Annotated in this window: 10 protein-coding genes; 1 reads left to right on the forward strand and 9 read right to left on the reverse strand. The window is 69.2% G+C overall.

Features of this window, described 5'->3' with window-relative positions; genetic code table 11:
- Positions 1-111: 111 nt before the first annotated feature.
- The 5 genes from QQK49_RS13795 to rsmI form a co-directional block, all read right to left on the reverse strand.
- Complete coding sequence (locus QQK49_RS13795; RefSeq protein ID WP_284304420.1) at positions 112-852, reverse strand: succinate dehydrogenase/fumarate reductase iron-sulfur subunit; 741 nt, start codon at positions 850-852, stop codon at positions 112-114.
- Positions 849-2861, reverse strand: a complete 2013-nt coding sequence (locus tag QQK49_RS13800; protein ID WP_284304421.1) for a fumarate reductase/succinate dehydrogenase flavoprotein subunit — start codon at positions 2859-2861, stop codon at positions 849-851. The genes QQK49_RS13795 and QQK49_RS13800 overlap by 4 nt, the downstream gene beginning before the upstream one ends.
- A 13-nt stretch (positions 2862-2874) precedes the next feature.
- The gene (locus QQK49_RS13805) at positions 2875-3570 is read right to left on the reverse strand and encodes a succinate dehydrogenase cytochrome b subunit (protein ID WP_284304422.1); all 696 of its coding nucleotides are present in this window, start codon (positions 3568-3570) and stop codon (positions 2875-2877) included.
- 306 nt (positions 3571-3876) lie between these two features.
- Entirely contained in the window at positions 3877-4992 is a 1116-nt protein-coding gene (gene ald, locus QQK49_RS13810; RefSeq protein ID WP_284304423.1) for an alanine dehydrogenase, read from the reverse strand.
- A gap of 285 nt (positions 4993-5277) precedes the next feature.
- Positions 5278-6210, reverse strand: a complete 933-nt coding sequence (gene rsmI, locus QQK49_RS13815; protein WP_284304424.1) for a 16S rRNA (cytidine(1402)-2'-O)-methyltransferase — start codon at positions 6208-6210, stop codon at positions 5278-5280.
- Positions 6211-6284: 74 nt separating this feature from the next.
- On the opposite strand from rsmI, the gene QQK49_RS13820 reads away from it, so the two are divergent.
- Positions 6285-7880, forward strand: a complete 1596-nt coding sequence (locus tag QQK49_RS13820) for a dolichyl-phosphate-mannose--protein mannosyltransferase (RefSeq protein ID WP_284304425.1) — start codon at positions 6285-6287, stop codon at positions 7878-7880.
- 331 nt (positions 7881-8211) lie between these two features.
- On the opposite strand, the gene QQK49_RS13825 is transcribed toward QQK49_RS13820, so the two are convergent.
- The 4 genes from QQK49_RS13825 to QQK49_RS13840 all read right to left on the reverse strand — a co-directional run bounded on the left by QQK49_RS13825 (position 8212) and on the right by QQK49_RS13840 (position 11873).
- On the reverse strand, positions 8212-9867 hold the full coding sequence (locus tag QQK49_RS13825; protein ID WP_284304426.1) for a PH domain-containing protein: 1656 nt from the start codon (positions 9865-9867) through the stop codon (positions 8212-8214).
- Positions 9864-10577 carry a PH domain-containing protein gene (locus tag QQK49_RS13830; RefSeq protein ID WP_284304427.1) on the reverse strand — a complete coding sequence of 238 codons (714 nt, stop codon included), beginning with the start codon at positions 10575-10577 and terminating at the stop codon, positions 9864-9866. The genes QQK49_RS13825 and QQK49_RS13830 overlap by 4 nt, the downstream gene beginning before the upstream one ends.
- Before the next feature lie 124 nt (positions 10578-10701).
- Complete coding sequence (locus QQK49_RS13835; protein WP_284304428.1) at positions 10702-11364, reverse strand: alpha/beta fold hydrolase; 663 nt, start codon at positions 11362-11364, stop codon at positions 10702-10704.
- Between the two features lie 92 nt (positions 11365-11456).
- The gene (locus QQK49_RS13840; RefSeq protein ID WP_284304429.1) at positions 11457-11873 is read right to left on the reverse strand and encodes an ArsR/SmtB family transcription factor; all 417 of its coding nucleotides are present in this window, start codon (positions 11871-11873) and stop codon (positions 11457-11459) included.
- Positions 11874-11901: the final 28 nt, after the last annotated feature.

Consider the following 11901-nt stretch of genomic DNA (forward strand, 5'->3'; position numbering starts at 1 on the left):
GCCACGCGAGAAGCCCGGATCCCCGCAGCGGGGATCCGGGCCTCGACCCGCTGGGACCGCCCCCGGTCGGAGGCGGCCCCAGCGAGACTCTTCGGTTCGAGTGAGCTGCGATCAGGCGCGGCTACCTGCGCGGCGCCGGTCCTTGTTGAGGGTGGAGATCACGTCGAGCGGGATCTCCTTGGGGCATGCGGCCGAGCACGCGCCGATGTTGGTGCAGCCACCGAAGCCCTCGGCGTCGTGCTCGCTGACCATCTTGAGCACGCGGCTCCACCGCTCCGGCTGGCCCTGCGGCAACTCACCGAGGTGCGTCACCTTGGCGCCCATGAAGAGCATGGCCGAGGCGTTGGGGCACGCCGCGACGCAGGCACCGCACCCGATGCAGGCCGCGGCCTCGAACGCCCGGTCCGCCTTGGACTTCTGCACCGGCGCCGCGTGGGCGTCCGGAGCCGAACCCGTGTTGGCCGAGATGAACCCGCCGGAGGCGATGATGCGGTCGAACGCGCTGCGGTCGACGACCAGGTCCTTGATGACCGGGAAGGCGTCGGCCCGCCACGGCTCGATCGTGATCGTCTCGCCGTCGGAGAACGACCGCATGTGCAACTGGCACGTGGTCGTCACCTCCGGGCCGTGGGGCTGGCCGTTGATGACCACGCCACACTGCCCACAGATGCCCTCACGGCAGTCGCTGTCGAACGCGACAGGCTCCACGCCCTCGGCGTTGAGCTGCTCGTTGAGGGTGTCGAGCATCTCCAGGAAGGAGCTGTCCTCGGACACGTTGTCGAGGTGGTACGTCTCGGCGCGTCCGGCGTCGTTGGGGCCGGACTGCCGCCAGATCTTGAGTGTGAGTTTCACTTGTAGCTCCGCTGCTTCATCTCGACGAACTCGTACACGAGGTCTTCCTTGTGCAGGACCGGCGGCTCGTTCTCGCCCGTCCACTCCCAGGCCGCGACGTAGGCGAACTCGTCGTCGTGACGCAGGGCCTCGCCCTCTTCTGTCTGGCTCTCGGCCCGGAAGTGTCCACCACAGGACTCGCGGCGGTGCAGGGCGTCGACGCACATGAGCTCGCCCAACTCGAGGAAGTCGGCGACTCGGCCGGCCTTCTCCAAGGACTGGTTGAGCTCCTCGTTCTTGCCGAGGACCCGCACGTTGCTCCAGAACTCCTTGCGGAGTTCACGGATGCGCTCGATGGCGAACTTGAGGCCCTCCTCGGTGCGCTCCATGCCGCAGTACTCCCACATGAGCTGGCCGAGTTCCTTGTGGTAGGAGTCCACCGAACGCTCACCGTTGCAGGTGAGGAAGTGCTCGATGCGCTCACGCACGTTCTGCTGGGCCTCGGTGACCGCCGGGTGGTTCTCCTCCAGCCTGGGGTAGGGACCGCTCGCGAGGTAGTCGCGGATCGTGTTGGGCAACACGAAGTAGCCGTCCGAGAGGCCCTGCATCAGGGCCGAGGCACCGAGACGGTTGGCGCCGTGATCGGAGAAGTTGGCCTCACCGGTGACGAACAGACCCGGGATGCTCGACTCGAGGTCGTAGTCGACCCACAGACCACCCATCGTGTAGTGGACGGCCGGGTAGATGCGCATCGGCACCTCGTACGGGTTCTCACCCGTGATGCGCTCGTACATGTCGAACAGGTTGCCGTACTTGGACGCGACGGTGTCCTTGCCCATCCGCTCGATGGCCTCGGTGAAGTCGAGGTAGACGCCACGACGCCCCTGCCCGGGAACCTCCGGACCGACACCGCGACCCTCGTCGCACATGTTCTTGGCCTGCCGGGAGGCGATGTCGCGAGGCACGAGGTTGCCGAACGCAGGGTAGATGCGCTCGAGGTAGTAGTCGCGGTCCTCCTCGGCGATCTGACGCGGGTCCTTGTCGCAGTCCTCCTTGCGCTTGGGCACCCAGATGCGCCCGTCGTTGCGCAGGGACTCACTCATGAGGGTGAGCTTGGACTGCTGGTCGCCGTGCACCGGGATGCACGTCGGGTGGATCTGCGTGTAGCAGGGGTTGCCGAAGTAGGCACCCTTGCGGTGCGCACGCCACGCGGCGGTGACGTTGCAGCCCATCGCGTTGGTGGACAGGAAGAACACGTTGCCGTAACCGCCGGTGGCCAGGACGACCGCGTCGGCGAGGTGGGTCTCGATCTCACCGGTGACCATGTCGCGCGCGATGATGCCCCGCGCACGGCCGTCGGCCACGATGAGTTCGACCATCTCGTGACGGGCGAACATCTCGACCGTGCCCGCGCCGATCTGACGCTCGAGCGCCTGGTAGGCGCCGATGAGCAGCTGCTGACCCGTCTGGCCGCGGGCGTAGAACGTGCGGGAGACCTGCACGCCACCGAAGGACCGGTTGTCGAGCAGTCCGCCGTACTCGCGGGCGAAGGGCACGCCCTGGGCGACGCACTGGTCGATGATCGAGGCGCTCACCTCGGCGAGGCGGTACACGTTCGACTCGCGGGCGCGGTAGTCGCCGCCCTTGACCGTGTCGTAGAAGAGGCGGTAGGTGGAGTCGCCGTCCTCCTTGTAGTTCTTGGCGGCGTTGATGCCACCCTGCGCGGCGATCGAGTGGGCGCGACGCGGGCTGTCCTGGTAGCAGAACGCCTTGACGTTGTAGCCCGCCTCGCCCAACGTCGCGGCGGCCGCGCCACCGGCGAGGCCGGTGCCGACGATGATGACCGACAGCTTGCGACGGTTGGCCGGGTTGACGAGCTTGGCGTCGAACTTGCGCTGGTTCCAGCGGCCCTGGATGGGGCCTTGCGGCGCCTTCTGGTCGGCGATCGGAGCGCCTTCGCGGTAGAGACCGTTGATCAGGTCACCCGCGTCGGCCTGGGCGGATTCGTTCTCGGTGAGTGTGTGAGACATGGGTGAGATCGCCTTACTGAATGATGCCGAACTGGATGGCGAGCGGCGGGATGAGGAACCCGATGACGACGACGGCCGCGACCACGATCCCGGCGAACTTGGCGAGGCCGCGGGACTTGGCACTGTTCGTGAAGCCGAGGGTCTGGCAGGCGCTCCACACGCCGTGGTGCAGGTGCATCCCGAGGGCGATCATCGCGAGCACGTAGATCAGCGTCATCAGCGGGTTCTGGAACGCGTGCACGACCATCGCCGCCGGCGAACCCGAGTACTCGGTGATGGGCAACGAGCGGATCGTGAAGTGCAGCAGGTGGAAGATGACGAACAGCAGCAGCGCGATGCCGCCCCAGCGCATGGTGCGCGAGGAGAGCGAGGCACCCATGGCGTTCTTGACCAGGTACCGGTTCTGACGGGCGTGGTTCGCGCGGCCCCACAGCTTGATGGCCGAGTACGCGTGGGCGATGAGCGCCACGATGAGCAGGATGCGGAAGACCCACAGCGCTCCCTCGTACGGCAGCATCGGCTCACCGAGCACCCGCAGGTGGTGGGCGTAGGTGTCGAAGGCCTGGTGCCCGGCCAAGATCTGCAGGTTGCCGTACATGTGCAGAAGCACGTAGAAGACGAAGAAGAGGCCGGAGACGGCCATCATGATCTTCAGACCGATGGTCGATGAAGTTGAACTCCGTTGCGGTGTCACTGTCGTTGTTGCCACGAGGGAAGCCTGCCCTTTTTGTGCGAGTCGAGTGTTCTGTCGGTCCGCCCACGTTGGCGCGACAGCGTCACGCCCGGCAAACGGACGGGTGAGCAACCATCCGCAAGCGTAGGCCCACTCTCGATCCTAAGCCGAGACGCCGCTGGTCATCGGACCTTGGTCCCCGCGATTCTCGCAGGTGCCTCCGGCGGCGCGGCGCCGCCCCACCATCCGAGGTGGACGGCGGGGCGGCGGCGCGTCATCGAGAGGCCCCGAGCGACATCGAGGGCGTCTGCTCGAGTGGGCTTCGACGGGTGAGGTCCGCGGTCAGGCCAGCACCTCGGAGGTCGGCGTGTAGTCCATGCCGAAGGCCTCGGCGACGGCCTTGTAGGTGACCTTGCCGGCGTGGGTGTTCAGGCCGGGCTCGAGGACCGGGTCGGCGGCGAGAGCCGCGCGCCAGCCGAGGTCCGCCAGGCGCACCGTGTACGGCAGCGTCGCGTTGGTGAGCGCGTACGTGGAGGTGTGCGGCACCGCGCCCGGCATGTTGGCTACGCAGTAGAAGACCGAGTTGTGGACCGGGAAGGTCGGGTCGTCGTGCGTGGTGGCGTGGGAGTCCTCGAAGCAGCCACCCTGGTCGATGGCGATGTCGACGAGCACCGAGCCCGGCTTCATCGTGGCGACCATGTCGTTGGTGACGAGCTTGGGGGCCTTGGCGCCGGGGATGAGCACCGAGCCGATGACCATGTCGGAGTCGGCGACGACCTCGGCGAGGGCGAGCTTGCTGCTGAACAGGGTCTTGACCGCACCCTTCCAGCGCCACCCGATCTGACGGAGCTTGTCGATGCTCGTGTCGAGGATCGTGACGTCGGCGCCCATGCCCATGGCGATCGCGGCGGCGTTCTGACCCGTGACGCCACCACCGATGACGGCGACCTTGGCAGGAGCGACGCCACCGATGTTGCCCATGAGCACACCACGGCCACCCTGGGCCTTCATGAGCGAGTAGGCGCCCACCTGCGGCGCGAGGCAGCCGGCGACCTCGGACATGGGGTACAGCAGCGGCAGCGCACCGGAGGGCTGCTCGACCGTCTCGTACGCGATACCGGTGGTGCCCGCCTCGGCCAGACGGCGGGTGAGCGGCTCGTCGGCCGCGAGGTGCAGATAGGTGAACAAGACCAGGTCGTCGCGCAGGAACTGGTATTCCTGCTCGATCGGCTCCTTGACCTTGAGGATCATCTCGGCATCGCCCCACACGTCGTCGACCGAGTCGACGATCCTGGCGCCCTGGGCCTGGTACTCCTCGTCGGAGATCGACGAGCCGAGACCGGCACCCTTCTGGACATGGACGTCATGGCCGTGCTGGACGAGTTCATGGACGCCGGCAGGCGTGATGGCCACCCGGTACTCACGGTTCTTGACCTCGGTGGGAACACCGATCTTCATGGTCTCTCCTTCGTCCTTCTCCTCGCGAACGCAGGACGCATTCCGTCCTGGCGGGCAGCGGAGGTCCCACCGCACGCACCCGATGGGATCAGGCTAGGACGGCGGCGTGACGCTCGACCCTGATACGGGTCGACGGATTGATTCGGTCCACGCCTTGAGAGCCTTTGCCCGCGCCTTGAGACCGACGCCGGCGGCGAACGCCGAAATGTCCACTCCGGGACGCCGCCTCGTCGCGAGTCCCAGCCCGGGTCATCGCATTCCGACCCGATGCGTCCCCCGGCCGCCTCAGTCCCGGCGCCGGGCGAGGACCGCCTCGTCGTACAGACCCGACGCCGACAACCCCGTGGCCGCTGCGACGGCCTTGCACGCCGGCCGGAGCCGCTCCCCCGCGGCCACCCGCTCGAGGACCTCGGCGAGCGCCTGCTGCGGATCGGCCGGTCTCGGCGCATCTCCCTCCACGACGATCGTGATCTCGCCGCGCACCTCTCCGGCCGCCCACTCCACGAGGTCGGAGAGCGGTCCGCGACGGACCTCTTCGTACGTCTTGGTCAGCTCCCGGCAGACAGCCGCGCGCCGCTGCCCTCCGAAGGCCTCGGCCATGTCGGTGAGGGTCGCGTGCAGGCGGTGGGGCGCCTCGAAGAACACCATCGTCCGGCGTTCCTGCGCCAGGTCCTCGAGCCGGCGCCGTCGCTCTCCGGGCTTGCGGGGGCAGAACCCCTCGAAGCAGAACCGGTCGACCGGGAGGCCCGACAGCGCGAGCGCGACCGGCACGGCGCTCGGCCCGGGGATGCAGGTCAGGGGCAGTCCGGCGTCGATGCACGCGGTGACGAGGCGGTAGCCCGGATCCGAGACCGACGGCATCCCGGCGTCGGTGACGAGCAGCACGCGATCACCCGCCGCCATCCGGTCGACGAGCTCGGGAGTCTTCTCGGTCTCGTTGTGCTCGTGGTAGGCGACGATCCGGCCCGCCGGCTCGACCCCGAGGGTGGCGAGGAGCCGCTTGAGCCGCCGCGTGTCCTCCGCGGCGACGACGTCGACGGTCGCGAGCAGGTCCACGAGGCGGAACGAGGCGTCCGCGTGGTTGCCGATCGGCGTCGCCGCCAGCAGCAGTCCGCCGTCGGCGCACGGGCCCGCGGTGGCGACCGGGCCGGCCTTCCCGGTCGGGCCGCCGACGGCGTCGGCTGTCTCGGGGCTCGGGTCGGGCGCGCAGGGGGACATGAGGGGACAGTAGGCCACCCGCCTCGCACTCCATGCAGGTCGGGGGCACTACGGATGCCCTTACGATGGCTCATATGAGCGAGACCGACCGGTTGCGAGCGCGGCTGCTCGGCCATCGCCCCACGGACGCCCTCTACGGCTGGGTCGGCGCCCTGCTCGTCGCGATCTTCGGCGGGGTGCTGCGGTTCTTCCGGCTCGGGCAGCCCGACACCCTCGTGTTCGACGAGACGTATTACGTCAAGCAGGCGTGGTCGCTCGTGCGACACGGGTACGAGGCCAAGGTCCGGTCCGATCTCGCGAGCGGTGAGACGCCGAGCGTCGACGCGGTGTGGGCGGCGGGCACTCCCGACGTCTTCGGCACGCAGGCCGACTTCGTCGTCCACCCTCCGATCGGCAAGTGGGTCATCGCCGCAGGCGAGTTGCTCGTCGGTGTCGACGATCCGATGAGCTGGCGTTTCGGGGTCGCGGCGCTGGGCACCCTGTCGATCCTCATGCTCGCCCTGGCCGCCCGGCGCCTGTTCGGCTCGACGATCCTCGGGCTGACGGCGGGGCTCCTGCTCGCCGTCGACGGTCAGCACTTCGTCCACTCGCGCACCGGCCTGCTCGACATGTCGGTGATGTTCTTCGCGCTCGGCGGCTTCTGCGCCCTGCTCATCGACCGCGACCGATCACGGGAGATCCTCGCGTGCAAGGTCGGTGGGCATCTCGACGCCGGCGGCAGCCCGGAGGCTCCGTTCATGCGGTACGGCCCGTGGCTCGGGCTGCACCCCTGGCGGTGGGTCGCCGCGCTCAGCCTCGGGCTCTGCATCGGCACCAAGTGGTCGGGCCTGTACTTCCTCGCCATCTTCGGCCTGATGACGGTGTTCTGGGACATGGGCGCCCGCCGCGCCGTCGGCGTCAAGCGCTGGTGGTGGGGCGCGATGCTCAAGGACGCGCCGCAGGCGGCAGTGACCATGGTCGGCACCGCCGTCCTCACCTACATCGCCACGTGGGCCGGCTGGTTCGCGACCTCCGGCGGGTGGAACCGTCGCTGGGCCGAGCAGAATCCGGCGCAGGGCATCGCGGGCGTCGTGCCCGATCCGCTACGGGCGCTGTGGGATTACCACGAGAAGATGATGACGTTCCACGTCGGCCTCTCGACTCCCCACGACTACCAGAGCAATCCGTGGTCGTGGATGCTGCAGGCGCGCCCCACGTCGTTCTACTACCAGGGGACCTCCGGCGGTGAGCAGGCCTGCCCGGTCGACGTCGCCAAGTGCAGTCGCGCGATCCTCGACCTGGGCAACCCCGCCATCTGGTGGACGGCGACCCTGGCCCTCGCGGTCCTGCTGTTCATGTGGCTCCTCGCCCGGGACTGGCGCGCCGGTGCGATCCTCGCCGGCATCGCCGGGGGTTACCTGCCGTGGTTCCAGTATCAGGAGCGGACGATCTTCACGTTCTACTCCGTGGCCTTCGTGCCTTGGGTGGTCCTGGCCGTCACGTACCTGCTGTCGATGGCTCTGGGACCGGCCGATGCCCCACCCAGGCGCCGACGCGTCGGCCTGGCCATCTGGGCCGCCTACCTCACCCTGGCCCTGGCCGTCTTCGCGTTCTTCTGGCCGATCTACACCGCCGAGGTCATCCCCCAGGACCACTGGAGCCTGCGCATGTGGTTCCGGTCGTGGATCTGACAGAGCGCGCACAAGACGGAGAAGACTGGCCCGAAACACGACGGCGTTCCTTTGTGGAGCGATGAAGGGCACGCCCCGCAGCTCGATCAGCCCGATGGCCAGCCCGCTCATCCGCCCGGACCCGGACCGTTGTTCCCGGGTGGCGGCGAAGCCCCACCCGGGAACAACCCGAGAATCCGCGAGCGAAGCGAGCCTGGATTCTCGGAACAGAGAGAACGCCGCGACGCAGTCGCGTCGGTGCAGTCGGGGGCCCGGGGGCAAAGCCCCCGGTGTAAGCGAGCTTGGATTCTCGGATCAAAGAGAACGCCGCGGCGCAGCCGCGTCCGTGCAGTTACCGGGGGCCCGGGGGCAAAGCCCCCGGTGTCGTCATGAATTCCTCCGCCATGCCTGGGGTGGCTGATCGGATGATCGCTTCGACCTCGGTCAGGGGGATGTCGAGGATTTCGACGCTGTCGCTTCCGGCGGCGACGGTGGCTGCGAGCGTGACGAGGCCGACGCGTCTCTGGAAGAAGGTTTCGCTGATGTTCCAGCCGATGATCGCCGAGGTGAGGACGACGGTCGTCGACTCCGGGAAGAGACCGATCCGGCTCACCACGTGCTGCGCGGTGAGGGTGTGGCCCAGGCGGCGGTATCTCGCCTCCCCGATGATCGGTGCTGTGAGGAACAACATCGCCGGGACGGCGTACCAGTAGGGCGACAGGTCGAACCACCACGTCGCCACGGCGATCGGCACACCCAGCACGACCGCGAAGATCAATGCCCGCGTGTGACGGCGACGTCGCGCCGCCGGGCCGTGCATCCGCAACTGCGCCTGAAGTGGCTCGGGGTCGCGGAGGACGTCTGCGGCGATCCGGAACACCTCTGCCCTCGGCGCCGGCGGGGTGAGCATGTCCGAGGACGACGAGGACGTCGAATCTTCCAGGCCACCCAACCCTGTCACCAGGGCATCCGCTTTCGCGGCGCCGACCAGCCGCAGGAGCAGGGGGCGGGTGACGGACACCCCGCGGAGCCGCCGCTCCTCCAGCGTCGTGTGCCTGGTCGTCAACAGGCCGCGACTCACCGCCAGCGTGCCGCGGGGGTGCCGGGTCAAGCGGTATCCCCAATAGCGCAGCACGTAGGTGACGACCGCGGCCAGGGTGAGCACCACCACGGCGAGCACCGCCCCCTGGACGACCAGGGTCACCACGCTGAGCTCCGTCACGTAGTCGACGACCCGGCCGCCGGCTTCGGACTCCAGGACGCGAGCACCGAGGTCGTCGAAGAACTGGGCGGCGAAACCGACGACGGCGAGGACGGCGAGGAGTCCGGTGAGGCTGAACGGTGCGTAGCGGATCCACGCGGGTGAGAACTCCCCCAGCACGGTCTCCTGCTCGTCGACCGGCCCGGGGTCGTCCGGGTCCGTCGACGCGTCACGCTCGGCCCGGGCGACGTGCAGGAGTTCGGCGCGCAGGGCGTGCGCGTCGGCGGTCGCGAGGCCGGGCAGGGTGAACGGAGTCTCCGAGCCCGTCCCGATCTTCACGCTCGCCACCCCGAGCAGACGCTGCAGCAGCGAGGCAGTGACGTCGACCGTGCGGACCCGGTCCAGACGCGCCGTGTGCGTCGTGCGCTGGATGATGCCGCGTTTGAGCATCAACTGCTCGGAGGTGATGCGGTAGGAGGTCGTCGCCCACGCCCACACACCGATGACGATGGGCACGAACACCACCAGCAGGTTCGTCCACCACGGCCCCTGGTTGCGCGTCGACCCGGCGAACAGCACGACGATGATCAGTGGCAGGAACGACTTGATCGCGTCGACCGGCTCGATGAGGAGCATCCGGCGGTCGAGGCGACGCCATTCGGTGTCCTTCCGGCGGGCGTCCACCGCGACACCGGACACCGCGGTCGCACCCGGGTCGTCGGCAGGGTACTGGGGTCCGTACTTCGGACGGGGCCGCTCCTCGGGGACGTCCGGCGTGGCGTCGATGTCGTGACCGGAACTGCTCATGTCGCGTCGCCACGCTCCTGGGCGGTGATGCGGGTGAGGTCGGTGACGAGGTCCTGCACGGTCTTCTTGTCGAGTCCGGAGACGCGCAGCGCCCCGGCGGCCGACGCGGTGGTCACCGTCAGCGTGCCGAGGCCCATGAGCTGCTCGATGGGCCCGAACTCGCTGTCCACGGTCTGGATGCGCGAGATGGGGGCGATGCGGCGCTCCTGGAAGAGCCAGCCCGACTGGGTGTAGACGGCCTCGTCGGTCACCTCCCAGCGGTGCACCCGATAGCGCCACCACGGCACCACGGTGAGGAAGAACAGCGCCAGCAGGCCCACGACGAGGAACGCGATGCCCTGCCAGGAGCGGCGCTCGTCGTCGAAGAACGTCCAGACGGCCACACCGAGCAGCGGCCAGATCCAGGTCAGCAGCGAGGTGAGGCGCCAGAGGGTCTTGGCCTTGGGGCTGACGAGGTGCCGGGGACGGCGCAGTCGGAGCTCGCGCAGCGCTTCGTCGTCGAGGTCGGGGGCCGTCCTCGACGTGCCGGACGATGTGGCCGCCGAGGACGCGCCGCCGGCTCCTGGCCACGATCCGCCGGGCGTCGTGGAGCGGGCCCTGGTCTGTCCGGGCCACGGGGCGACCTCGGGCGCCACGGATCGGCGGCCTCCGGCTCCGGGCCAGGATTCCGGGGGCAGCGGCGTGCCGGGGGAACCCGTCGTCGAAGTCATCTCCACCCCTCCTCATCGCCCGGGTGGTCACCCCGGGGTCGTCCACGGCCGAGACCGTCGTCGTCCTAGCGTCGCACGCGGGAGCCGCTCGGGAGAGGAGGCCCCGGGGGATCGGTGCCGCGGGTCAGTGCCGCGGCTCGACCCCAATGAACCCGTAGAGGGCGGCGTTGACCTCGGCAGGTCGTTGGGTGTGCGGTGACGCCCCGGCGCCGGGGATGACCTCGACGTCGACCTCGGCCGCTTCCGCCTGACGGGCGAAGGCCTCGCTCGCGGCGCGCCCGGCGCGGTCCTTGTCGCCGACGACGAGGAGCGTGCGGGCCTGCAGACCGGGCAGCCGCCCCCACAGGTCGACCTCGGCGAGGGCATCGAGGCCCTCGAGCGCGCGACGCTTGTCGACCCCACGTCGGGCGAGCATGGATCGCGGCAGGAACGAGGTGATCCGGCGCTGGACCCCCACCCCGGCGGAGGCGGCGACGGCCGGGCCCACCAGCACGAGCTCGACGGGCAGGTCGGGGCGGGACAGGGCGATCTCGAGCGAGACGAGGGCTCCTTCGCCGACCCCGAACAACGTCGCCTTCGGCGCGCCGGACAACTCGATGGTCATGGCGAGGTCGGCCGCCGCATCGGGCACCGAGAACGTGTCGCCCTTCGACCCCGGGCGCGCGCCCCTCAACCACGGCGCCATGCCTTCGAGGCCGGGTGGGAGCGCCGAGACCTGGTCGCCGAAGTCCAGCGGCGTCGAGAACAACCCGTGGACGAACATCAGGAGCGGCTTCGGGGAGGTCACCTGTCCGATTCTAGGACCGGCACCGGGACGCCGCCGAGGTCAGCACCCGCCGCCGGGCGTCGCGGCAGCGGTGTGGGTCGAACAGTGCAGTGTCAGAGGCCGGTTCGTCGAACGCCGGTGGATCCCGGCCTCGACTGCCGCCGCCGCTCGGGGGCCGAACTGCCATAGGGGTGCGGGTCCTGGCCCGTGGCAGTGCCGGTGACGTGCTCCGCGTGTGACAGGGCCTCGGCCAACAGTCGGTGTACGTGGGCGTCGTCGGCCGAGTAATAGGCGAACGTGCCCTCACGCCGGTTCTTCACCAATCCGGCCAGCCGCAGCTTGGACAGGTGCTGACTCACCGCCGTGGGCGACGCGCCGACGAGCTCGGCCAGGACGTTGACGCTGGCCTCCTCCTGCAGCAGCGCCCACAGGATCTTGACCCGCGTCGCGTCGGAGAGCAGGCGAAAGGTCTCGGCCGTGATCCGGGCATGGCTGTCGTCGGGGACAGGGAGGACCAGATCATCGTGCACCTCGTCAGGATAGGCCACCCTTGCTTGT

It is taken from the genome of Mobilicoccus caccae (assembly GCF_030161635.1).
Classification (GTDB): domain Bacteria; phylum Actinomycetota; class Actinomycetes; order Actinomycetales; family Dermatophilaceae; genus Mobilicoccus; species Mobilicoccus caccae.